The organism is Bradyrhizobium sp. Unk1, assembly GCF_059512345.1.
Map to the genome: position 1 here is coordinate 84,340 of NZ_JCAMOP010000031.1, position 20,962 is coordinate 105,301.

Genomic DNA, 20,962 nt, shown 5'->3' on the forward strand with positions numbered 1-20,962 from the left:
CAGATTTTGAATCCGGCCCATCTGCCGAACGCCGATATTGCCGCGACGGTGTCCGGCTGCAATAAGCGAGACCTCGCGAGATCGCAGATGACCTTCAGGCCTTCCGTCCGTATAGGTTTGCATCTCAGAACAACAACAAACTTCCGAGGAAGCAGACCCATGAGTTTTTCCCGACGCACGCTTCTCAAGGCCTCCGCCGCGACCGCGGTCCTGGGCGGCCTCGGTGCGCCCCATGTGGCCCGCGCCCAGAGCGCCGAGTTCACCTACAAATACGCCAACAACCTGCCTGACACCCATCCGCTGAACGTGCGCGCCAAGGAGATGGCGGCGGCGATCAAGGCCGAGACCAACGGCAAGTTCGACCTCCAGATCTTCCCGAACAACCAGCTCGGCTCCGACACCGACATGCTGAGCCAGATCCGGTCCGGCGGCGTCGAGTTCTTCACGCTGTCAGGCCTGATCCTGTCGACCCTGGTGCCGGCCGCGTCCATCAACGGCATCGGCTTCGCGTTCCCGGACTACGGCACGGTCTGGAAGGCCATGGACGGCGACCTCGGCGCCCATGTCCGCGGCGAGATCAAGAAGGCCGGCCTCGAGGTCATGGACAAGATCTGGGACAACGGCTTCCGCCAGACCACGTCGTCGAGCAAGCCGATCAACGGGCCCGACGACCTCAAGGGCTTCAAGATCCGCGTGCCGGTGTCGCCGCTGTGGACCTCGATGTTCAAGGCGTTCGATGCGGCGCCCGCCTCGATCAATTTCGCCGAGGTCTATTCCGCGCTCCAGACCAAGATCGTCGAGGGCCAGGAGAACCCGCTGGCGATCATTTCGACCGCCAAGCTGTACGAGGTGCAGAAGTACTGTTCGCTGACCAACCACATGTGGGACGGCTTCTGGTTCCTGGCCAACCGCCGCGCCTGGAGCGCGCTGCCTGAGGATGTGCGCACCATCGTCGCCAAGAACATCAATGCCGCCGCCATGAAGGAACGTGAGGATACCGCCAAGCTCAATGCGAACCTCCAGCAGGAGCTCGCGGGCAAGGGCCTGACCTTCAACCAGCCTGCGGTGGCGCCATTCCGTGACAAGCTGCGCTCCGCCGGCTTCTATGCCGAGTGGAAGGGCAAGTATGGCGACCAGGCTTGGGATCTCCTGGAAAAGGCCGTCGGCAAGCTGTCGTAACGCGTCGGGGCCGCCGAGGTTCTTATCGAGATGGCTCATGTCGAGGTTGAGGCGACCGGAGTGGTGGGCGAGGTGGCTGTTCAGCCCCCTCGCCGATCCCCTGTGCTGGCCTCGCTGGAGCGCCTCCTCGGCCTCGCCGTCGAGATCCCCGCGGCGATCCTGGTCGTCGCCGAGATCGTGATCCTGTTTGCCGGCGTGGTCGCACGCTACGGCGTGCACCGGCCGTTGATCTGGTCGGATGAACTCGCCTCGATCCTGTTCCTGTGGCTCGCCATGCTGGGCGCTGCGGTCGCATTCCGCCGCTCCGAGCACATGCGCATGACGGCGCTCGTCGCGAGCGCGAGGCCGGCCATGCGCGCCTATCTGGACGTGGTCGCGACCTGCGCGGCGCTGGCGTTCCTGGCGCTGATCATCTGGCCGTCCGCCGAATACGCCTACGAGGAAAGCTTCATCACCACGCCGGCGCTCCAGATCTCGAACATGTGGCGCGCCGCGGCGCTGCCGGCGGGCATCTGCCTGATGGCGGTGTTCGCGCTGCTGCGGCTGCTGCGCGCCGCCGATTACCGCATGGTGCTGACGGCGGTGATATCGGTTGCCGTCATCGTCGGTCTGTTCTGGCTGGCGCAGCCTTATCTGCGGCCGCTCGGCAATCTCAACCTCGTCATCTTCTTCGTCGGCGTCGCCGGCTTCTGCGTCTTTGCCGGCGTTCCCATTGCGTTCGGGTTTGGCCTCGCCATCTTCGGCTATCTGGCGCTGACCACGCGGACGCCGGTCATGGTGCTGGTCGGCCGGATGGACGAGGGCATGAGCCACCTCATCCTGCTCTCGGTGCCGCTGTTCGTGTTCCTGGGGCTCCTGATCGAGATGACCGGCATGGCGCGGGCCATGGTCGCGTTCCTGGCGAGCCTGCTCGGCCATGTCCGCGGCGGCCTGCATTACGTGCTGGTCGGCGCGATGTATCTGGTCTCAGGCATCTCCGGCGCCAAGGCCGCCGACATGGCGGCGGTGGCGCCCGTGCTGTTCCCGGAAATGAAGCAGCGCGGCGCCAAGCCCGGCGACCTCGTGGCGCTTCTTGCGGCTACAGGCGCCCAAACCGAGACCATTCCGCCGAGCCTCGTGCTGATCACGATCGGCTCGGTCACGGGCGTCTCGATCGCCGCCCTCTTCACCGGCGGCCTGCTGCCCGGCGTCGTGCTCGCCATCACGCTCTGCATGCTGGTGTGGTGGCGCTACCGCCACGAGGACATGAGCCATGTCCGCCGCGCCACGGGTGGCGAGATCGGCAAGACCTTCATCATCGCCCTGCCCGCGCTCGCGCTGCCCTTCGTGATCCGCTACGCCGTGGTCGAGGGCATTGCGACCGCGACCGAGGTCTCCACCATCGGCATCGTCTACGGCGCCCTGGTCGGCCTCCTCGTCTACCGCCGCTTCGACTGGCGGCGGCTGTTTCCCATGCTGGTCGAGACCGCGGCGCTGTCAGGCGCGATCCTGCTGATCATCGGCACCGCGACCGGCATGGCCTGGGGGCTCACCCAATCCGGCTTCTCGCGCTCGCTGGCCTCAGCCATGACCGGATTGCCCGGGGGGCCTGCGACCTTCATCGCCGTGTCCATCCTGGCCTTCACCATCCTCGGCAGCGTGCTCGAGGGCATTCCGGCAATCGTGCTGTTCGGGCCGCTGCTGTTTCCGATCGCCCGTGCCGTCGGCGTGCACGAGGTGCACTATGCCATGGTGATCATTCTCGCCATGGGTATCGGACTATTCGCCCCGCCCTTCGGCGTCGGCTATTATGCCGCCTGCGCCATCGGACGCGTCGATCCGGCGGAAGGCATCAGGCCGATCTGGGGCTATCTGCTGGCGCTGCTGGTGGGATTGATCATCGTCGCGATCTTCCCCTGGATCTCGATCGGATTCCTGTAAAGCGCGGCGTCAAGGAGGGTTCGATGAGCGAGCGGCAGAACCAGTACAATATCGGCCTAGACAAGACCCCCGCCAACTACGTCCCCCTGAGCCCACTGAGCTTCCTCGCGCGCAGCGCCGCCGTCTATCCCAACCACGTCAGCACGGTCTATGAGGGCCGCAGCTTCACGTGGCGCGAGACGCATGAGCGCTGCAAGCGCTTTGCGTCCTGGCTCGGCGGCAAGGGCATCGGCGTCGGCGACACCGTCGCGGCGATGCTGCCGAACATTCCGGCGATGAACGAGGTGCACTTCGCCGTCCCCATGACCGGCGCCGTCCTCAATGCGCTCAACATCCGTCTCGATGCGCCCTCGATCGCATTTCAGCTCGATCACGGCGGCGCCAAGATCATCCTGGTCGATCCGGAGTTTTCGACTGTCATCACCGACGCGCTGGCGCAGATGCAGGGGCCGAAGCCGTTCGTCGTCGACGTCGACGACGCCTCTTTCAAGGGCGGCAAGCGCATCGGCGAGATCGAGTATGAGGCGGCGCTCGCGCAAGGCGATCCTGATTTCACCGCGATCCCGCCTAGCGACGAATGGGACGCCATCGCGCTGAGCTATACCTCGGGCACCACGGGCAATCCCAAGGGCGTCGTCACCCATCATCGCGGTGCCTATCTCAACGCCGTCAGCAACATCCTCGCCGGCCAACTCGGCCAGCATCCGGTCTATCTCTGGACGCTGCCGATGTTCCACTGCAACGGCTGGTGCTTCCCCTGGACCATCGCGGCGGCCGCCGGCATCAACGTCTGCCTGCGCAAGGTCGAGCCGACCAAAATCTTCGAGCTGGTCAAGCAGCACGGCGTCACCCACATGTGCGGTGCGCCGATCGTCTACAACACGCTGATCAACGCACCCGATGCGCCGAAGGGCAGTGCCGCGCGCCGCGTCGTCGGCCTGATCGCCGGCGCCGCGCCGCCGGTCGCGGTGCTCGAAGGCGCAGAAAGCATCGGCATCAGGCTCACGCACGTCTACGGCCTGACCGAGGTCTACGGCCCCGCCTCCGTCTGCGCCGAGCAACCCGGCTGGGACGATCTGCCCGCCGCCGAGCGCGCCAGCATGAAGCGGCGGCAGGGCGTGCCCTATCCGCTCGAGGAAGGTGTCACCGTCATCAATCCGCAGACGATGCAGGAGGTGCCCCGCGACGGCGAGACCATCGGCGAGGTCATGTTCCGCGGCAACATCGTGATGAAGGGCTACCTCAAGAACGAGAAGGCGACGAAGGAAGCCTTCGAGGGCGGCTGGTTTCACACCGGCGACCTCGGCGTGCTAGACGAATACGGTTACGTCATCATCAAGGATCGCTCCAAGGACATCATCATTTCCGGCGGCGAGAACATTTCCTCCGTCGAGGTCGAGGACATCCTCTACAAGCATCCGGCCGTGCTGTTCGCAGCCGTCGTCGCAAAGCCCGATCCGAAATGGGGCGAGGTGCCCTGCGCCTTCGTCGAACTGAAGGACGGCGCCAGCGCGACCGAAGCCGAGATCATCGCCTTCTGCCGCACGCATATGAGCGGCTTCAAGACGCCGAAGGCCGTCGTGTTCGGACCGATCCCGAAGACATCCACGGGCAAGATCCAGAAATTCCTGCTGCGTAACGAGGTCGGCTCGTCGAAGGCGATCTCGGCCTGAACCGAGCCGGCGCGATCAGTGCGTCTCGAGCCGCATGCCGTCATAGGCCGGAACCACGCCCGCGGGCAGCTTCTGCCTGATCACCTCGTAATCGACGTCGGCCGTCATGTTGGTGATGACGGCCCGCTTCGGCTTGAAGCGCTCGATCCAGGACAGCGCATCGTTGATGCTGAAATGGCTGGAATGCTGGGTGTAGCGCAAGCCGTCGACAATCCAGAGATCGAGATTTTCCAGCGCGCCCCAGCTCTCGCGCGGGATGTCGTTGAGGTCGGGCGTGTAGGCGGCATTGCCGATGCGATAGCCGAGCGCGGGGATCTGGCCGTGCTGGACCAGGAAGGCGGTCATCTTCACCGCGCCGCCCTTCCCCAAAATGGTCTGACTTTCGCCCGCCTCGATTGAATGCCGCGTCAGGATCGGTGGATAATCGCTGCCCTCCGGCGAGATGAAGCAATAGGAGAATCGCGCCATGATGTCCTTGGCAGTCGACTGATTGAAATAGGTCGGAATGCGCTTGCGCATATGCAGCACGACCGAGCGCAGATCGTCCATGCCGTGGGTCTGGTCGGCATGCTCGTGGGTCAAGAAGACCGCGTCGATGTGATCGACATTGGCGTCGATGAGCTGTTCACGCAGGTCAGGCGAGGTGTCGATGACGATCCGCGTAGTGCCATGCTCGCCGGCATGCTCGACCAGCATCGAGCAGCGGCGGCGGCGATTTTTTGGATTGTTAGGATCGCAGGCGCCCCAGCCGAGCGCCGGGCGCGGCACGCCGGCGGAGGAGCCGCAGCCCAGGATCGTCAGCGTCAGCGTCATGCGGCTCCCAACCTTAAGATTTCACCTTGGAGAACAGGCGGAAGAAGTTTTCGGTGGTCTGGCGTGAGATCTCATCGAGCGACACGCCGCGCGTTTCGGCGAGCACCTTGGCGACCTCGACCACATAGGCCGGCTCGTTGCGTTTGCCCCGGAACTTGCCGGGCGCAAGATAGGGCGAGTCTGTTTCAACCAGAATACGGTCAGACGGCAGTTCAGCCGCAAGCGCGCGCAGGGTCTCCGATTTCTTGAAGGTCAGGATGCCCGTAAAGCCGATATAGAGCCCGAGCGACACCGCCTTCAGCGCCAGCTCGCGCCCGCCCGTGTAGCAATGCAGCACGGCGCGAAACGATCCCTTGGCCGCTTCCTCCTCCAGGATGCGGCCGCAATCATCGTCCGCCTCGCGGGTGTGGATCACCAGCGGCAGGCCGGTCGCACGGGCCGCGGCGATGTGCGCGCGAAAGCCCCTCGCCTGCGCCTCCGGCGCGCCGTTGTCGTAGAAATAGTCGAGCCCGGCCTCGCCGAGCGCGACCACCTTGGGATGCCCGGTCAACCCGATCAGCTCGTCCGGCGAGATGCCGTCTTCCTCGTCCGCGTTGTGCGGATGGGTGCCGACCGAGCAGTAGACGTCGTCGTAGCGCTCGGTGATGGCCAGAAGCTGATTGAGCTTTCGTACCCGCGTGGAGATCGTAACCATACGGCCGATGCCGGCCGCACGTGCACGCGAGACGATCCCGTCGAGATCTTCCGCAAAGTCCGGAAAATCCAGATGGCAGTGGCTATCGACCAACATCGCCCGAACGCCCTAGGCCGCCGGCTCGATGTAGCGCGGGAACGCCGGTGTCGGCGCCGGCAGCGTCGAGCCTGGCGCGATCCGTTTGGCGCCACCGAGCATCGCGAAGTTCCGCTCGCCCGCGGGAATGCCGAGGCTGTCGAGCAGCAAGCCCGAGGCCGTCGGCATCGCCGGCTGGGCCAGGATCGCTATCTGGCGCACGACTTCGGCGGTGACATAGAGCACCGTCTTCTGCCTGACAGGATCGGTCTTCGCGAGCGCCCACGGCGCCTCGCCCGCGAAATAGCGGTTGGCCTCCGCGACCACGGCCCACACGGCATTGAGCCAGTGATGGATCTGCTGCGTCGCCATCGCTTCGCGAGATGCGGCGATCATGCCGTCGGCCATCGCAAGAATCGCCTTATCGTTGTCGCTGAACTCGCCCGGCTCCGGCAGCACGCCGCCGAGCTGCTTGGCGATCATCGACAGCGAGCGCTGCGCGAGGTTGCCGAGATCGTTGGCGAGATCGGCATTGATGCGCGCAACGATGGCTTCGTGGTTGTAGTTGCCGTCCTGGCCGAACGGCACCTCGCGCAGGAAGAAATAGCGCACCTGGTCGACGCCATACTGGTCGGCGAGATTGAAGGGGTCGACGACGTTGCCGACCGACTTCGACATCTTCTCGCCCCTGCTGAACAGGAAGCCGTGGGCATAGACCCGCTTCTGCACGGGAATGCCGGCCGACATCAGGAATGCGGGCCAGTACACGGCGTGGAAGCGAATGATGTCCTTGCCGATGATGTGCACGTCCGCCGGCCAATAGCGCCAGCTCTTGTCGCTTTCATCGGGGAAGCCGACGCCGGTGATGTAGTTGGTGAGCGCGTCGACCCAGACATACATCACGTGCTCTTCGTCGCCGGGCACCTTGACGCCCCAGTCGAAGGTGGTGCGCGAGATCGAGAGATCACGCAGGCCGCCTTTGACGAAGCTCACCACCTCGTTCTTGCGCGAATCGGGCCCGATGAAATCAGGGCGATCCGCGTAGAGCTTCAGAAGCTTGTCCTGATAGGCGGACAGACGGAAGAAATAGCTCTTCTCCTCGACCCACTCGACCGGCGTACCTTGCGGCCCGAGCCTCACGCCGTCGTCGTTCAGACGCGTCTCATCCTCGGCGTAGTAGGCTTCGTCGCGCACGGAGTACCAGCCGGCATAGGTGTCGACATAGATGTCCCCGTTCGCGTCCATGCGGCGCCAGATCTCCTGGCTGGAGCGATGATGCTGCTCTTCGGTGGTGCGGATGAAACGGTCGAACGACACGTTGAGGCGTTCATCCATCTCCTTGAAGCGGCCGGCATTGCGGGCCGCCAGCGACGACACCGTCAGGCCTTCGTTCTGCGCGGTCTGGATCATCTTCAGGCCGTGCTCGTCGGTGCCGGTCAGGAAGAACACGTCCTTGCCGTCGAGCCGCGCGAAGCGCGCCAGCACGTCGGTCGCAATCGCCTCGTAGGCGTGGCCAATATGCGGGCTGCCATTGGGATAAGCGATCGCAGTCGTGATGTAGAAGACGTTGTCGCGCGCAGGAGCGGCAACGGGAGCTGCGGCTTGCGGAGCCGCGACGGGCTTCGGCGCGGGCGGCGCCTCAGGCTTCGACACTTTGGGCTTCGACACCTTGGGCTTCACAACCTTCGGCGGCGTGGCGACAGGAGCCGGTACGGCGGTCACGGCAAGCGCAGTCGCTTTCGCTTTCTTGGCGACCTTCTTCGCCGGAGCCTGGTTCCTCGCGGGAGCCTTGCTCTTCGCCGGAGACTTGGCTGCCTTCTTGGCCGCTTTCTTCACCGCCTTCTTGGCAACGACCTGCTTCTTCGCAGCCTTCTTGCCGGCCTTGTTTGCCGTCTTCGCAGCGCTTTTCTTCGCGCCCTTCTTGGCGGCAGCCTTCTTGGTCTTCTTGACCTTCTTGGCGGCCTTGGACGCGCGCGTCTTCACAGCCTTTTTCGCGGCGTTCCTCACGGCCTTCTTCTTGCTGCTTTTGGCTTTGACGGTTTTCTTAGCTCGCGTTGCCACGACGAATTCCTTTACCGGCTTCTCAAAAATTTGGAAACGAACCTGCGTTCGATTATTGTTTTGAGCATGATCCTCTCGGAAAACCGCTGCACACTTTTCCGGATCATGCTCTAGCGCGTTGCGTCCGCCAGCCAGCCGAACACCGAGAAAACCAAGGGCTTTCGCTCCAGATTGTAGGTTTCGGTGTCGCGCGCGGCGCGGACGATCTTTTCCCATACCTCAGCTAGGCGCGCAAGGCGCGGCAGGTTCTGGTTGGCATTGGCCTCGTCGGAGTGCAGGCGTTGCGCGATCCAGCGATCGATGCCGTCGATGAAGGCCGCCAGCGCGACTCGATCGCTGGTGCCGAGCGAATCGCCGAGCGTGTGCAATTCGCGTGGATCGACCTGCGGCAGGCGCGCGAGCAGCGCCGCCGTGCGCTGCTGCAGCTTCAAGGCATCGCCGCCGAGCAGCGTCAGCGCCCGCGCGACGCTGCCCTCGGAGGCCTCCGCGGCCTCGCGCAGCGCCGGATCGTTCGGATCGAGGTCAGCCGCCGAAGCTGCGGCGCCGATCACATCTTCCGTGCCGAGCGGGCGCAGGCGCAGCTTGCGGCAGCGCGACTGGATCGTGGCGAGCACGCGCGCCGGCGCGTGGCTGACCAGGAGGAACAGCGACTGCTGCGGCGGCTCCTCGAGGATCTTCAGCAGCGCGTTGGCGGCATTCGGATTGAGCTCGTCGACGGTGTCGACGATGCAGACGCGCCACCCCTCTGCCGCGGCAGTCGAGCCGAAAAAACCGATCGTCTCCCGCGTCTCGTCCACGGTGATCACGGTGCGCATCACGCCGCGGTCGTTGGCGGTGCGTTCCAGCGTCAACAGCCCGCCATGCGAGCTGGCCGCAACCTGCCGCGCCACGGCGTTATCAGGATCGATCGCGAGGGTCTCGGCGCGCTGCACGGACGGCGCCAGCGGCTGGCCGTTGGAAAGCACGAAGCGCGCCATGCGATAGGCCAGCGTCGCCTTGCCGATCCCCTGCGGCCCGCCGATCAGCCAGGCATGCGGGATGCGCCCGCTGCGATAGGCCGCGAGCAGCGCCGTCTCGGCCTCGCGATGGCCGAACAGAAGGCTCGTCTCGCGCGGATGCGGAATGGCGGTTTCGCGTTCGGCCTGGCGCGGGCTCATAGGGAAACCACCGATGCAGGGGTTGGGAGAAGACGATCGCGCAGCGCCGTCCAGACTCGTCCAGCAACCGTGTCAGGATCGGAATTGGCATCGATCAGGACGCAACGGCCGGGATCGTCCTCGGCGATCTTGCGATAGGCCTCGCGTAGGCCCTGATGGAAGCTGAGCTTCTCGCCCTCGAACCTATCAGGTGTGCCGCTACCACGACGCACGGCAGCGCGCTGCAATCCAATCTCGACCGGCAAATCGAGGATGAGGGTGAGGTCCGGCTTGAGATCGCCGATCGTGACCCGCTGCATCGCGTTGATCAGGCCCATCGGCACGCGGCCGAGGCTGCCCTGATAGGCCCGCGTCGAGTCGGCGAAGCGATCGCACAGCACCCAGGCGCCCCGATTGAGCGCAGGCTGGATCACGGTGCGGACATGATCGTCGCGAGCAGCCGCGAACAGCAGCGTCTCGGCGTCGGGCCCAAGCAGCTTGCCCATCCCCGACAGCACCAGGTGGCGCATGATCTCGGCCCCCGGTGAGCCGCCGGGCTCGCGCGTGACGAGGGTCCGCATCCTGGCCGCATTGAGGCGGTCGGCGAGCTTCTTGATCTGGGTCGACTTGCCCGTCCCCTCGCCGCCTTCAAAGGTGATGAAGCGCCCGCGTCCGGACGGCCGCTGTGCTGCGCTCTCACTCATGATCAGAGCTTCTCGGCGCCCGCGCGGAACATGCCGATCACGAGCTCGCTGGCACCATCGATCGCGCGGCGCATGGTCGAGCCGGTGCCGATCGCTTCGGCGGCATAGACGGGCGTCTCCACCGCGATATTACCGCTGCGCCAGACCTTGACCACACCGACCTTCTGCCCGGCTTCGATCGGCGCGCGCACCGGACCGCTATAGACGACGCGCGCAATCAGCTTGTCGTTGCCGTTCTTGTGCACCATCACCTTGACGGGCGTCTTGGCGACCAGCTTGACCGAGCGGCTCTCGCCGCCAAACACTTTTGCGTAGCCAACCAGCTGGTCGGCCGCGATCAAGGTGCGGGTCTCGAAATTGCGAAAGCCCCATTCCAGCATCTTCTTCGCCTCGGTGGCGCGATCCTCAGGATCTTCCAGGCCATTGACGACCACGATCAGCCGCGTGCCGTTCTGCACAGCCGAGCCGACCATGCCGTAGCCGCCTTCCTTGGTATAGCCGGTCTTCAGACCGTCAGCTCCTTCCATCGAATTGAGCAGAGGATTGCGGTTGGGCTGGCGGATCTTGTTCCAGGTGTACTCCTTCTCGCCGAACAGTTTGTAGAATTCGGCGAAGTCGAGAATGATGTGGCGGGCGAGGATGCCGAGCTCGCGCACCGTCATCTTGTTGCCGGGATCGGGCAGGCCGTTGGAATTGCCGAAGGTCGACTTCGTCATGCCGAGCTCGCGGGCACGCTTGGTCATGAAGTCGGCGGCAAAGATTTTCTCGTTGCCGGCAATGCCCTCGGCCAGCGCGATACAGGCGTCATTGCCGCTCTGGATGATCGCGCCATGCAGGAGGTCGTCGACCGAAACCTTGCTGTTGATGGCGGCGAACATGGTCGAGCCGCCCGAGGGCGCACCACCTTTGCGCCAGGCATTCTCGCTGATGCGGTATTCGTCGGTCGGCTTGATGTCGCCCTTCTTGATGGCATTGAAGACGACTTCCGCCGTCATCAGTTTCATCATGCTGGAGGGCGCGCGCAGCTCGTCGGCGCTCTTCTCGAACAGCACGCTGCCGCTGGAGGCCTCGATCAGGATCGCGGTGGGGGCGTCGCCATCGAAGCCGGAATCCTCGGTTTTCTTGGCGCCCTGGATGCTCTGGTTGGCGGCGTAGAGTGCCCCGCCCCAGCCAATGCCCGCCACCAGAACCGCCGCGATCAGCCCGCGCGCCAGCGCACCGGCGGAGAACCGGGTGCGATGGAGCGGAAAAAGACGAAATGCCATGGCGAAGCCCTGAGAGCGGCGTTCTAACAGCAGGAACCGGTGCGAACAACACGGGGCCGGCCGCCGAACCCGAGATTGCACGATTCTCGGCGCGCCCCTATCGTGGCACCTCATATTTCCCGACCAAACCCCTGAAACAAGGCGGAAAAGCGATGTTGTCAACCCGCGTGATCAAGGCCAACGGGATCGACCTGTTCATCCGCGAAGCCGGCCAGGGCCCGCTGGTGGTGCTGTGCCACGGCTGGCCCGAGCTATCCTACTCCTGGCGTCACCAGATCGCGGCGCTGGCGGACGCCGGTTTCCACGTCGTCGCCCCCGACATGCGCGGCTACGGCCAGAGCGCGGCACCGGCGGATGTCGCCGCCTACTCGATCTTCGACACGGTCGGCGACATCGTTGGCCTCGTGCAGGCGCTCGGCGAGAGCAAGGCGATGGTGGTCGGCCACGACTGGGGCGCGCCGGTGGCCTGGCATGCGGCGTTGTTCCGGCCCGACATCTTCACGGCGGTGGCGGGCCTGAGCGTGCCGCCACCCTTCCGCGGCCGCGGCAAGCCGCTCGATCTGCTGCGCCAGGGCGGCGTCACCAATTTCTACTGGCAGTACTTCCAGACGCCCGGCGTCGCCGAGGCCGAGCTCGAGCGTGACGTCGCCCGCACCATGCGGATCGTGCTCGGCGGCCGCGGCCTTGCCGATCCCAGCGCTGCGATGTTCGTCCAGGAGGGCAAGGGCTTTCTCGGCCACGCGCTCGCCGATGAGCCGCTGCCCAACTGGCTCAGCGAGGCTGACCTCGCCTATTTCACCGAAAGCTTCCGCAAGTCCGGCTTCCGCGGCGGGCTGAACTGGTACCGCAACCTCGACCGCAATTGGGAGCTGACGGCGCCCTGGCAGGACGCGCAGATCCATCAGCCATCGCTCTTCATTGCCGGCTCCAAAGACGCCGTCATCACCGGCCTGATCGGCGCCAAGCGCGTCAACGAGCTCGAGCGCGTGTTGCCCAATCTGACGCGGAAGCTGATCATCGAGGGCGCCGGCCATTGGGTCCAGCAGGAGCGGCCCGACGAGGTCAACGCTGCGCTGCTGAAGTTCCTGCGCGAGTCGTCCGCGCGCTAAGCGATATCCTTTCGCCTCGCGATGTGCGCGGCACCCGCCGTTCCCGTCTTCGCAAATCCCTACCGCGCGTAAAACCGGCGCGCGGCCACGTTGCTTGCGAACACGCGTGCGCATCCCGTTCTGATGCTCAAGGCAATGGCGGTGCGCCGCCAGCCGGATTTGCCTGCTTGGAGGACCTGCTCAGTAGAGGCCGCGGCCACTCAGGATGCTGCGGGCCTCGGCGGCGCCGTCGGCCGATGACGGTGCGTTCTCGGTCGCGTAGCGGCCATCCTCGTCGTAGGACACGGCTCGGGCGTTCTGGAGCGCCCGCCCCCTGCTGCGACTGCGACTCGAGGCCGACATCTCCGAGGTCGCATTGAGCGACGCCATGTCGGCGGAGGTGCTGCCGAGATTGTAGGGCCGTCCCTCCGGCGTCGGAACCTCGCCGCGAATGGCGCCGCGGTTCGACGATGGCAGCTCCGGCACGAACGGCCTTGCCGAGGCAACCCGCACCATCGAGGGCGACGGCGCCGGGATCCCGGTCCGCAGGGTCGCCATCAGCTGGCGGTCGTCGGAGCCTTCCAGCGGCGCCCGGCCGACATACTCGACACGGACCTTGGCGACGCCATTGCCTTTGAATTCAAGGAGTTCAGCGGCTTTGTTCGAGACGTCGATGAGCCGGTTGCCGTGATAGGGCCCGCGGTCGTTGACGCGCACGATCAGCGATTTGCCGTTCGAGACATTGGTCACCCGCGCGTAGGACGGCATCGGCAGGGTCGGATGCGCCGCTGTCAGCGAGGTCATGTCGAACACTTCGCCATTGGCGGTCAGGCGGCCGTGGAAATCGTCGCCGTACCAGGACGCCATACCCTCGGCGCGGTAGTTGACGTCCTCCTCCGGCACGTAGGTCCGGCCGCCCACGATATAGGGCTTGCCGACGCGGTAGGTGCCGCCGCCTTTGGGGACCGGATCCCCAAACGCCACGACCCGCGGGCTCGAGGACACGCCGTATTTCGGATCGACCCGGCTGGCGAACTTGTTCGAGGAGGCGCAATTGGCAAGCGCGAGGCAGGTCGCGACCGCGGCAACACCGCGTGCGGCCCGCAAAACCGAATCTGACCGTCGGATCCCCATGCGCCCCAAATACCACTTCGCCGGAGGCGTACCCAACCCGCTTTGGCTACGGAGGAGCGCTGTCCGGTCCCTTAATCCGAGGCGGCCCACCACCGCGTCGGAAGCAGTAAGGATAACGCAACCCGAACACGGCGGAAATGGGGAGCCCACGGCGTTCACGCTGGGATGGTAAACGGGACGTTCGCCTCTCCCCCGTTCATCTACGGAGCGCAGGCACCCTGCTCTGTGCCACACCTGGACATTCTGTTGCGCCAAATCCTCACTCCACCCCCATTGTCTTGTGGCTCACTGGAATTCTTTTGACTGTGCAAGGCCGCACGCGTTTTCTCGGTTGCAGGGGCGAACTGGAATTTGACGATGATCGAGACGGTTTCGGCACTGATGGGTCTGGTAAGCGCGGGGATCTTCCTGGCCCATGCGTTTGAAGGTTACCGCACGAGGGCCTGAGGGCACTCGCGCGGACGGCAAGGATCACCTCTTTCAAGACGGCACGTTCGGACAATCTTAAGCGATCCGACCGAGCATCGAACACGAGAGCGGCAGGTGTCCCATGCGCAACCACGACTTCGTATCAGATGGCTTCCTGGCGCTGACCGCGGGCGGCTTGGTTCTTCTCTGCTCGAGCCTCGTGGCATTGGCCTTCGGCTGAACACCACCACCACGCTCCTGCTTTCTAACCACAACTACACCGCGATGCAGCATACAGCTCTGTCCGGTATTGTTCTGCTCCCGTATTGTTGATTGAATTTCTGCGTTCGGCGCCTCGACTCATTTCAAGAGGCCATCACCAACGAGGGTGACGCAAATGCTTGCTGAGAAATTTTTTCTGGTTCTGGAATCGCTGATCCGCGGCGACCGCACCTATCCCGACGGAAGTCCCCGGGTGATCAGCACCTCCCCGCACGTGCCGGTGAAGCTGCCGGGCCGGAAATAGCCGTCCCCAAACCTCCGAATCACGCGCTGCTCAGCGCAGGCCCAATAGCGAGCGGCGATAAAGGCTGTCGCGAGCCTCGCTCAGGCAGACGAAGCTGCCGTCGAAACCCTGGCCGTACCGCTTCTGGCTCTTGCCGTAATAGACGCCCTTCCTGAAATCGAGCCAGACCACCTGGTCGTGCGGGCAATGACGTTGCGCCTGCGCCTCGTAGCGAAACGGCGTCAGCGGTGTCGCCGAGACCTCCGCGCTACCGGTGCCAACCACGATTGCAACGATGACCGCGATCCCGCCGAGCCCTTTGCCGAAGCCGCTCCAAGACACCCCCGCCTCCCCATTCAAGCCCTGGCTCTTTGGCCGTTCGGCACGGTAGCACGAGAATGCACGATCTGCCGGCCGCAGCCGGCGGCTTGGCCGTCTTCCACCGGCCATCTTGTCGGGTTACATGAAAGCGAGATCATCTCAGCTCGCGAGGATGCTGCCTGAATGTCGGTTGAGCCTGCACCCGAGTCCGAACTGCGCACCGAACCCCGTCCGCCGGCGCCGCGTTTGGGCCTGCTGCCGATGATCATCTTCGGCTCCCGCTGGCTGCAACTGCCGCTCTATCTCGGACTGATCGTGGCGCAATGCGTCTACATCGTGCTGTTCCTCAAGGAGCTCTGGCATCTTTCCTGGCACGCGATCGACCTCACCGAACAGCAGATCATGATGAGCGTGCTGGCGCTGATCGACGTCGTGATGATCTCCAACCTGCTCGTGATGGTCATCGTCGGCGGCTACGAAACCTTCGTTTCGCGGCTCGACCTCCAGGGTCATCCCGACGAGCCGGAATGGCTCGGCCACGTCAATGCGAGCGTCCTGAAGATCAAGCTCGCCATGGCCATCATCGGCATCTCCTCGATCGCGCTGCTGCGCACCTTCATCGAGGCCGGCAATCTCGGCTCGAACCGCGCCGGCTTCACCGAGACCGGCGTGATGTGGCAGGTCCTGATCCACATCACCTTCATTGCCTCGGCGATCGGCATTGCCTACGTCGACAGGCTCAGCGATTCAGGCATGCGCAGGCACGCCGAGTGAGCTGCGAGGCGGCCTCGTCTATCTGTCTGCTTCGAGCTGCGCGAGCGCCTGGTGCAGGCACTCCTGAAGCTTCTGCGCGACCTGCTCGCGCGCGACGCCCTTGGTGGCGAGATCGCCGGACACCTTCGCCACGACATCGTCGGTCTGGCTCTCCAGATTGTCCGTCACCAGCGCCGTTGCGTAGCTTGCCGCTGCATCGCCACTGAGCCCGAGCTGGCCCGCGGCCCAGAGCCCGAGCAACTTGTTGGACCGGGCCGTGGCCTTGAACATGAATTCCTCGTCGTGGGCGAATTTGGCCTCAAAGCCCTGCTCGCGCTTGTCGAACGTGGTCATGGTCAGCTCCAATGCGTTTTCGCTGAGGAGAATCGGACTGGCTGGGAGCGAACGTCTCCGTGGTTCTCGTCAGTTTAGGATCATTTGAATCTTCCTCCCGGAAGGCAGAGGCCGTCAAGCCTGCGCGGTGGTGCGCTGCAGCCCGGGCGTTGGCGCGGCACGCACCAGCGCCGCGCCAGCCAAATCGGCTAGGCAGAGATGTTTACCGTCCGTTAAGCGGACTCGGCGCCGGATGGGCCGGGGGACATCGAGAGCTGGCGCATGAACAAAGAGCTGCGGGAGTTTCGACGGCTTGAACGGGTCTGCCTGGAGCAGGCCGCTCTCTCCACCATGGACCTGGCGCGAAGCGGGTTGCTCAAGGTCGCCGACGATTGTCGCATCGCGGCCGAAGCGATCGAGGCGCAAGCGCCCCGCGGCGCGTTCGCCGGCGCCGTCCAGGCGCTCAAGCTGGCTTTGAGCGCAACGGGGATGTCCAACCGGCATTAGCTGCCGGTCGGTCGGGAGATCGCTTCAGAAGATTGCGGGCGGCGACCGCGTACGGTCAGCCCTTCGCCTCGGCCGCTTCGCGCGCGAGCCGCTCGGCCCTCAGCCGTTCCTTGTTGGCGTAAAACGCCTTCTGCGCCTCTTCGTGATCGCGCATGGCCTTTTCGGCCTCGATCCGGCGAGCGGCATCGCGAGCCTGGCGCTGCTCAGGGGTCAAGGGTTTGCGTCGGAAGGAAAGGTCTTCGGTCATGCGGAGACAACGCGCAAGCAGCGAAACGGTTCCACGAGTTGAACCGGGCAGGCTTGCGCGGTCGATTGAAGGCTCAACATATCAGATAGTTAGATGATGCACTCGTCGGTCCGCCGGACCTGTTGCGTCGCCCCCGGCGGCTTGACGCCTGGGAGAGAGCACTGCGGCGCCGCGGAAATCGCGCTGCGGACGGGCGGGTCCGGCTAGTATTGGGTGTTTTGCTGAACTTGGCGCGCCAGCTCCGTGCCTCCGAGCAGCGTGATCAACATCAGCGCCTCGTCGAGACCCGCGGATATTCCGCCTCCGGTCAGGCGATTGCGATCCAGCACGAAACGCGGATGTCCGTCGGCAACCTTCACCTTCGGGAACAGCGTCGGGAAGCATTCCAGGAAATCCCAGTGCGTCGCCGCCCAGTGGCCGTCGAGAAGACCCGATGCCGCGAACAGCATCGCCCCCTCGCAGACCGAGCACATGTACTTCGCACCGGCGGCCTGCCTGGTCAGAAACTCGAAGTAGGTGCTGGGCGGATCGTTGATGATCTCGGTGAGCGCGTCTGGATCGCCGCCTTCACGCGCGCCTAAGCAACGGTCAATGCTTCGGTGTCCATTCCAGCCCCCGGACAGCAAGACGAAGAAGGCGGTCGGAGACTAAGCACAACTTTGGGGTGATTTCACGTAAACACGCATCTTCAGCGTCAAAGCAAGCCTGAATATTTTGTCAGGTTGCGTGATCTATTTCATACAACCTTTATCAAAACGACAGATCTGGTTCAGCACTGGCCATCGGACGTGTCCGGTCATCAGGCGCTACGCGATCGAACGCAGCGTGCATTCAATCGTCGTGGGACGAAGCCGAGCCGCACCGTGAGCGAATCCGCGCCGAACGACTGCTTGACGAAGCCGGGCTTCGCCCTTCCCGGCCTGTTCCTCCATCGGACTTGGTTTTCCCCCGCAAGCGCCAACTTCGCGTTGCCTTGCGCGGTCGACTGCGTTAAGCGACAACCATTCTCTGTCCGGAAGGGTGGCCGAGTGGTTTAAGGCACCGGTCTTGAAAACCGGCGTGCCCGCAAGGGTACCGTGGGTTCGAATCCCACCCCTTCCGCCAGTATATTGTTCACCACTGTTCGTGGTCGTTCGAACTCCACAGCAAATTCAGTGATTTATGCCGAACGACTGTACTTCACAGTTCGTCGGTGTTCTTCCTAATCGGGTCACTGACCGTAGCTGAAGACCGTGGGTTCGGAGGACGATTCTTTCGGAGGAACAATGGCTGGACGGCTCAAACCACTCGACGTAGAGCGCCTCACAAAGCCCGGCAAATACGCCGACGGCGGCGGCCTCTACTTGATCGTCACAGGACCAACGTCGAAAAGCTGGTCATACAGATATTGGAAAGACGGGAAAGAGCGGTGGCACGGTCTTGGCTCGTTGAAGGAGGTATCGCTAAAGGACGCGCGGCTTGCCCGGGATGCGGCCCGGCTGCGCGTCAAAGGCGATCGCAGTACGGCCGGCGTCGACATCGTCCAGGAACGTCGAAAGGCGCGCGAAGAGGCGAAAGCCGTTGTGGCCAAGATGGCGTTGCCGACCTTCGAAGAATGCGCGGAAGCCTACATTCGGGCGAACTGGTCGACCTGGAGTGAGAAGCATCGCGATCAGTGGCCGTCCTCCCTCAAGCGCTACGCCTACGCCACCATCGGCACATTGACGATCCCGGAGATCAAGCCAAGCCACATCTACGATCTGCTGGAGCCAATTTTGGTGGAGAAGCGGGAGACTGCGAACCGCGTCCGCGGCCGAATTGAAACGATTATCGCAAAGAACGTCGATATCGATGATCCGGAGTTCCGCAATCCAGCCGAACTTACGCGGCAGATGCGCGAGAAACTACCAAAGCGCACCAAGCGAGTCGTTCGGCATCATCCCGCTTTGCCCTATGCGGAGGCTCCGCCATTTTTGACGCTTCTGGCTAGCGCTCCGGGCAGAGCTGCCGCCATGTTGCGCTTCCTAATCTTGACGGCCTGCCGCACCAATGAGGCAGTCGAGGCGCGCTGGTCCGAGATCGATCGGCCAAACTCGACTTGGAAAATTCCGGGTGAACGAATGAAGATGGACCAGGATCATTACGTTCCCTTGTCCGGACCCGCATTGACGGTGCTTGACGAGTTGCGCGATGGACGCCAAGGCGAACTGATCTTCACCGGTCCTGATGGCGGAGCATTCTCCGAAAACGCAATGCTCGCAGTGCTTGATCGTCTCGGCTACGGACACGTGACGGTGCATGGCTTCCGGTCAACCTTTGCAACTTGGGCGGAGGAATGCACCGATTATCCGGACGGCGTACGCGAAGCCGCGCTGGCCCACAAATACAAGAGCGAGACCACCGCAGCCTATCAGCGGGGCCAAAAGTTGGAAAAGCGACGGGCTCTAATGAAGGATTGGGCTGCATTCCTCACGGGCGCCAATGTAATCCAATTGAGCGACCGCACGGCGAGTCGAGCGTTAGAGACACTGGCGTGAAAGATGTCGCTAGCGAAGGATCGGTCTGTCCGCCGGGTCTTTGCCGCGGACTTCTTCAGCAGCTTATCGCCCTGCTCCCTACTCGTACAGCACCACCGAGCGCCGCGCGTCCTGGTCGGAGATTTTCGGGAATTTAATTAGGCGCAGTTTCTGGGTAGAAGTTGCATCTTTTTCCCAGAGATTTGTCAGATCCTCGGCAGGGTAAGCCACCTCGCCGTCCTCCCGGCACCAGGGGCTGGTACCTTTTTTTTATCGCAACTTCTCACTGGCGCCTGGTGGTGCAAACGCTGCGGCCACCGATCTAACGGGACTTTGATCAGCGCAATGAACGATTGAGGACGCCCGAAAGGCGGCCTCTACTCTTTACATAGGGTACAGTGCGAGATTGAATTTTTTGCTAGCTTTTCCCGCACGAGGGCTTCAGACTTTCTTCCATTGAGAACTTAATTTTTCAGGGACATTACGATGGGAAAACCTGCCGTTTCCCGTGATGCCTTTCGCGGGTTGTTCGCTTTCTATGCGGCGAAGGCTCATCATGACCATAAACCCGAGGGCGAACATTGCCTTTTGAAGCTATTCGGATCTGCGGAAGACATTCCCGATAGTTTGCTGCTGCAGTGGTCGGACAGAGTTGAGCTGCTCGGCTCCGAAACCGTTGGCCGCTTAATGGAGCCACTCGCCCGTCAAATCACGGATGGCAACGCGCGATACGACCATGCCAGTGATTTTCTCCACGCGCTCCTGAGAGACCTTGGACAAAAGGTGCAGTGATCAACCGCAGCGCTATGGTCGCGGCAGCCGTCAGACGCGAAGATTTTCAGCGCTGCTCTTGCCGCGCTTGCGATCAACTTGGATTTCGTAAGAGACCTTCTGCCCCTCCGCCAAGCCCGATAAGCCGGCACGCTCTACTGCGCTAATGTGCACAAAAACATCCTGGCCGCCGTCATCGGGCTGGATGAAACCGAATCCCTTGGTTGCGTTAAACCACTTCACAGTACCTGTCGCCACGTCCGCCTCCGGTTGAACAATGAACATAGCCTAGGTCGACCGTCTTGGGGCTGACAAGCAAAAAAACCGAAGCGCGCGAACGTCGAGCAGTGTTTTCGAAGCAATCAGTGGTTTGATAACGGGCAAGCGAGTTGCAGCCCAACAACCCGGCGCTGGGATTGTGAACTAGTTCACAGATCGGGGAAGAAAAGCTCACTACCATATCGGGGAGCGGGCGAAGGTACTTCGCGATGTCTTGCAGTGCTGCTCGGGGTCGCGTGCGTCAAGCAAGCGATGGAATGGGTTAGTGTATCCGTCACAGGAAGAGACGATGATCGACGACCATTTGGCGCGTGCACATCGCAAAAATATTCAACGCTATCGCCTTTTATTGCAAACCAATCTGACGGAGTCCGAGCGCCAGTTTGTCGAGCGGCGCCTGAGCGAGGAGCAATCCAAGCTGGAGATGCTGGTCAGCTCATGCTCAAGCGAAGCACAGTGCGATCAATCAAGTGCCCCAGGTAACCACGCGGGCTAGGTCGGCCCCTTCCGCGCCCAAGGAGGAGTCACGCCACCTCTGGTAAGCGGCGCGCGGGCTTCAGTTCGTGACTGCTAAGTAATTCTCCATTTCCATGTCCGCGTC

23 protein-coding genes and 1 tRNA gene are annotated in these 20,962 nt (G+C 63.4%); 11 read left to right on the forward strand and 13 right to left on the reverse strand.

Translation table 11 applies throughout. From position 1 onward, the window contains the following. The first annotated feature begins 159 nt into the window (after positions 1 to 159). Genes AC5ZFO_RS32850 through AC5ZFO_RS32860 form a run of 3 tightly spaced genes read left to right on the forward strand, consistent with a single transcriptional unit; the run spans position 160 to position 4,772 of the window. Positions 160 to 1,179, forward strand: coding sequence for a TRAP transporter substrate-binding protein (locus AC5ZFO_RS32850; RefSeq protein ID WP_282519202.1), 1,020 nt, complete (start codon positions 160 to 162; stop codon positions 1,177 to 1,179). 30 nt (positions 1,180 to 1,209) lie between these two features. Then, positions 1,210 to 3,099 (forward strand): TRAP transporter large permease, encoded by a 1,890-nt coding sequence (locus AC5ZFO_RS32855; RefSeq protein WP_282519201.1) that lies wholly within the window; start codon positions 1,210 to 1,212, stop codon positions 3,097 to 3,099. Between the two features lie 23 nt (positions 3,100 to 3,122). Next, on the forward strand, positions 3,123 to 4,772 hold the full coding sequence (locus tag AC5ZFO_RS32860; RefSeq protein WP_282519200.1) for an acyl-CoA synthetase: 1,650 nt from the start codon (positions 3,123 to 3,125) through the stop codon (positions 4,770 to 4,772). Positions 4,773 to 4,787: 15 nt separating this feature from the next. Here the strand turns inward: AC5ZFO_RS32860 and AC5ZFO_RS32865 are convergent, their stop codons facing one another. The 6 genes from AC5ZFO_RS32865 to AC5ZFO_RS32890 form a co-directional block, all read right to left on the reverse strand. Continuing rightward, complete coding sequence (locus tag AC5ZFO_RS32865) at positions 4,788 to 5,585, reverse strand: MBL fold metallo-hydrolase (protein ID WP_282519199.1); 798 nt, start codon at positions 5,583 to 5,585, stop codon at positions 4,788 to 4,790. A gap of 13 nt (positions 5,586 to 5,598) precedes the next feature. Next, a complete protein-coding gene (locus tag AC5ZFO_RS32870; RefSeq protein WP_496123020.1) occupies positions 5,599 to 6,375 on the reverse strand; it encodes a TatD family hydrolase in 777 nt (258 codons plus the stop codon). 12 nt (positions 6,376 to 6,387) lie between these two features. Next, the gene (gene metG / locus AC5ZFO_RS32875) at positions 6,388 to 8,415 is read right to left on the reverse strand and encodes a methionine--tRNA ligase (protein WP_282519197.1); all 2,028 of its coding nucleotides are present in this window, start codon (positions 8,413 to 8,415) and stop codon (positions 6,388 to 6,390) included. A gap of 110 nt (positions 8,416 to 8,525) precedes the next feature. Then, a complete protein-coding gene (locus tag AC5ZFO_RS32880; RefSeq protein ID WP_282519196.1) occupies positions 8,526 to 9,572 on the reverse strand; it encodes a DNA polymerase III subunit delta' in 1,047 nt (348 codons plus the stop codon). Next, positions 9,569 to 10,255 (reverse strand): dTMP kinase, encoded by a 687-nt coding sequence (gene tmk / locus AC5ZFO_RS32885; protein ID WP_282519195.1) that lies wholly within the window; start codon positions 10,253 to 10,255, stop codon positions 9,569 to 9,571. The genes AC5ZFO_RS32880 and tmk overlap by 4 nt, the downstream gene beginning before the upstream one ends. Before the next feature lie 2 nt (positions 10,256 to 10,257). After that, the gene (locus tag AC5ZFO_RS32890; RefSeq protein WP_282519194.1) at positions 10,258 to 11,520 is read right to left on the reverse strand and encodes a D-alanyl-D-alanine carboxypeptidase family protein; all 1,263 of its coding nucleotides are present in this window, start codon (positions 11,518 to 11,520) and stop codon (positions 10,258 to 10,260) included. Between the two features lie 152 nt (positions 11,521 to 11,672). On the opposite strand from AC5ZFO_RS32890, the gene AC5ZFO_RS32895 reads away from it, so the two are divergent. Beyond that, positions 11,673 to 12,629: an alpha/beta fold hydrolase gene (locus tag AC5ZFO_RS32895; RefSeq protein ID WP_282519193.1), complete on the forward strand. Its 957-nt coding sequence runs from the start codon at positions 11,673 to 11,675 to the stop codon at positions 12,627 to 12,629. Positions 12,630 to 12,809: 180 nt separating this feature from the next. Here the strand turns inward: AC5ZFO_RS32895 and AC5ZFO_RS32900 are convergent, their stop codons facing one another. Further along, positions 12,810 to 13,742, reverse strand: a complete 933-nt coding sequence (locus AC5ZFO_RS32900) for a septal ring lytic transglycosylase RlpA family protein (protein ID WP_282519192.1) — start codon at positions 13,740 to 13,742, stop codon at positions 12,810 to 12,812. Positions 13,743 to 14,547: 805 nt separating this feature from the next. Between AC5ZFO_RS32900 and AC5ZFO_RS32905 the strand changes: the two genes are divergently transcribed. Then, positions 14,548 to 14,676 (forward strand): hypothetical protein, encoded by a 129-nt coding sequence (locus AC5ZFO_RS32905; protein WP_282519191.1) that lies wholly within the window; start codon positions 14,548 to 14,550, stop codon positions 14,674 to 14,676. Between the two features lie 30 nt (positions 14,677 to 14,706). Here AC5ZFO_RS32905 and AC5ZFO_RS32910 read toward each other — a convergent pair whose 3' ends face one another. After that, positions 14,707 to 14,997, reverse strand: coding sequence for a hypothetical protein (locus AC5ZFO_RS32910; RefSeq protein WP_282519190.1), 291 nt, complete (start codon positions 14,995 to 14,997; stop codon positions 14,707 to 14,709). A 162-nt stretch (positions 14,998 to 15,159) separates the two neighbouring features. Here AC5ZFO_RS32910 and AC5ZFO_RS32915 point away from each other — a divergent pair, with 162 nt between their 5' ends. After that, on the forward strand, positions 15,160 to 15,750 hold the full coding sequence (locus tag AC5ZFO_RS32915) for a TIGR00645 family protein (RefSeq protein WP_282519189.1): 591 nt from the start codon (positions 15,160 to 15,162) through the stop codon (positions 15,748 to 15,750). Between the two features lie 18 nt (positions 15,751 to 15,768). On the opposite strand, the gene AC5ZFO_RS32920 is transcribed toward AC5ZFO_RS32915, so the two are convergent. Continuing rightward, positions 15,769 to 16,083, reverse strand: a complete 315-nt coding sequence (locus AC5ZFO_RS32920) for a DUF1476 domain-containing protein (protein ID WP_282519188.1) — start codon at positions 16,081 to 16,083, stop codon at positions 15,769 to 15,771. 261 nt (positions 16,084 to 16,344) lie between these two features. On the opposite strand from AC5ZFO_RS32920, the gene AC5ZFO_RS32925 reads away from it, so the two are divergent. Further along, a complete protein-coding gene (locus AC5ZFO_RS32925) occupies positions 16,345 to 16,569 on the forward strand; it encodes a hypothetical protein (RefSeq protein ID WP_028153369.1) in 225 nt (74 codons plus the stop codon). Between the two features lie 55 nt (positions 16,570 to 16,624). On the opposite strand, the gene AC5ZFO_RS32930 is transcribed toward AC5ZFO_RS32925, so the two are convergent. Continuing rightward, positions 16,625 to 16,816 carry a hypothetical protein gene (locus AC5ZFO_RS32930; protein ID WP_028153368.1) on the reverse strand — a complete coding sequence of 64 codons (192 nt, stop codon included), beginning with the start codon at positions 16,814 to 16,816 and terminating at the stop codon, positions 16,625 to 16,627. 203 nt (positions 16,817 to 17,019) lie between these two features. Next, complete coding sequence (locus AC5ZFO_RS32935) at positions 17,020 to 17,442, reverse strand: type 1 glutamine amidotransferase family protein (RefSeq protein WP_282519187.1); 423 nt, start codon at positions 17,440 to 17,442, stop codon at positions 17,020 to 17,022. A 388-nt stretch (positions 17,443 to 17,830) separates the two neighbouring features. Here AC5ZFO_RS32935 and AC5ZFO_RS32940 point away from each other — a divergent pair. Together AC5ZFO_RS32940 and AC5ZFO_RS32945 are read left to right on the forward strand one after the other, a co-directional pair. Continuing rightward, positions 17,831 to 17,920, forward strand: a tRNA-Ser gene (locus AC5ZFO_RS32940). Positions 17,921 to 18,081: 161 nt separating this feature from the next. Continuing rightward, positions 18,082 to 19,332: a tyrosine-type recombinase/integrase gene (locus AC5ZFO_RS32945; protein WP_496123021.1), complete on the forward strand. Its 1,251-nt coding sequence runs from the start codon at positions 18,082 to 18,084 to the stop codon at positions 19,330 to 19,332. Positions 19,333 to 19,410: 78 nt separating this feature from the next. Here AC5ZFO_RS32945 and AC5ZFO_RS32950 read toward each other — a convergent pair whose 3' ends face one another. Next, positions 19,411 to 19,542 (reverse strand): hypothetical protein, encoded by a 132-nt coding sequence (locus AC5ZFO_RS32950; RefSeq protein WP_282519185.1) that lies wholly within the window; start codon positions 19,540 to 19,542, stop codon positions 19,411 to 19,413. Positions 19,543 to 19,797: 255 nt separating this feature from the next. Here AC5ZFO_RS32950 and AC5ZFO_RS32955 point away from each other — a divergent pair, with 255 nt between their 5' ends. Continuing rightward, a complete protein-coding gene (locus AC5ZFO_RS32955) occupies positions 19,798 to 20,103 on the forward strand; it encodes a hypothetical protein (protein WP_282519184.1) in 306 nt (101 codons plus the stop codon). Positions 20,104 to 20,133: 30 nt separating this feature from the next. Here AC5ZFO_RS32955 and AC5ZFO_RS32960 read toward each other — a convergent pair whose 3' ends face one another. Further along, positions 20,134 to 20,340 carry a cold-shock protein gene (locus AC5ZFO_RS32960; RefSeq protein ID WP_282519183.1) on the reverse strand — a complete coding sequence of 69 codons (207 nt, stop codon included), beginning with the start codon at positions 20,338 to 20,340 and terminating at the stop codon, positions 20,134 to 20,136. A gap of 310 nt (positions 20,341 to 20,650) precedes the next feature. Here AC5ZFO_RS32960 and AC5ZFO_RS32965 point away from each other — a divergent pair, with 310 nt between their 5' ends. After that, complete coding sequence (locus tag AC5ZFO_RS32965) at positions 20,651 to 20,857, forward strand: hypothetical protein (RefSeq protein WP_282519182.1); 207 nt, start codon at positions 20,651 to 20,653, stop codon at positions 20,855 to 20,857. Positions 20,858 to 20,962 lie beyond the last annotated feature (105 nt).

What these genes read in the sequence shown, in the direction of transcription:
- AC5ZFO_RS32860 (WP_282519200.1), top strand. Translation starts at nt 3,123, where the DNA reads ATGAGCGAGCGGCAGAACCAGTACAATATCGGCCTAGACAAGACCCCC.
- AC5ZFO_RS32890 (WP_282519194.1), bottom strand. Translation starts at nt 11,520, where the DNA reads ATGGCATTTCGTCTTTTTCCGCTCCATCGCACCCGGTTCTCCGCCGGT.
- AC5ZFO_RS32855 (WP_282519201.1), top strand. Translation starts at nt 1,210, where the DNA reads ATGGCTCATGTCGAGGTTGAGGCGACCGGAGTGGTGGGCGAGGTGGCT.
- AC5ZFO_RS32955 (WP_282519184.1), top strand. Translation starts at nt 19,798, where the DNA reads ATGGGAAAACCTGCCGTTTCCCGTGATGCCTTTCGCGGGTTGTTCGCT.
- AC5ZFO_RS32915 (WP_282519189.1), top strand. Translation starts at nt 15,160, where the DNA reads ATGTCGGTTGAGCCTGCACCCGAGTCCGAACTGCGCACCGAACCCCGT.
- AC5ZFO_RS32920 (WP_282519188.1), bottom strand. Translation starts at nt 16,083, where the DNA reads ATGACCACGTTCGACAAGCGCGAGCAGGGCTTTGAGGCCAAATTCGCC.
- AC5ZFO_RS32945 (WP_496123021.1), top strand. Translation starts at nt 18,082, where the DNA reads ATGGCTGGACGGCTCAAACCACTCGACGTAGAGCGCCTCACAAAGCCC.
- AC5ZFO_RS32870 (WP_496123020.1), bottom strand. Translation starts at nt 6,375, where the DNA reads ATGTTGGTCGATAGCCACTGCCATCTGGATTTTCCGGACTTTGCGGAA.
- AC5ZFO_RS32880 (WP_282519196.1), bottom strand. Translation starts at nt 9,572, where the DNA reads ATGAGCCCGCGCCAGGCCGAACGCGAAACCGCCATTCCGCATCCGCGC.
- AC5ZFO_RS32965 (WP_282519182.1), top strand. Translation starts at nt 20,651, where the DNA reads ATGATCGACGACCATTTGGCGCGTGCACATCGCAAAAATATTCAACGC.
- AC5ZFO_RS32905 (WP_282519191.1), top strand. Translation starts at nt 14,548, where the DNA reads ATGCTTGCTGAGAAATTTTTTCTGGTTCTGGAATCGCTGATCCGCGGC.
- tmk (WP_282519195.1), bottom strand. Translation starts at nt 10,255, where the DNA reads ATGAGTGAGAGCGCAGCACAGCGGCCGTCCGGACGCGGGCGCTTCATC.
- AC5ZFO_RS32925 (WP_028153369.1), top strand. Translation starts at nt 16,345, where the DNA reads ATGAACAAAGAGCTGCGGGAGTTTCGACGGCTTGAACGGGTCTGCCTG.
- AC5ZFO_RS32930 (WP_028153368.1), bottom strand. Translation starts at nt 16,816, where the DNA reads ATGACCGAAGACCTTTCCTTCCGACGCAAACCCTTGACCCCTGAGCAG.
- AC5ZFO_RS32850 (WP_282519202.1), top strand. Translation starts at nt 160, where the DNA reads ATGAGTTTTTCCCGACGCACGCTTCTCAAGGCCTCCGCCGCGACCGCG.
- AC5ZFO_RS32865 (WP_282519199.1), bottom strand. Translation starts at nt 5,585, where the DNA reads ATGACGCTGACGCTGACGATCCTGGGCTGCGGCTCCTCCGCCGGCGTG.
- AC5ZFO_RS32900 (WP_282519192.1), bottom strand. Translation starts at nt 13,742, where the DNA reads ATGGGGATCCGACGGTCAGATTCGGTTTTGCGGGCCGCACGCGGTGTT.
- AC5ZFO_RS32895 (WP_282519193.1), top strand. Translation starts at nt 11,673, where the DNA reads ATGTTGTCAACCCGCGTGATCAAGGCCAACGGGATCGACCTGTTCATC.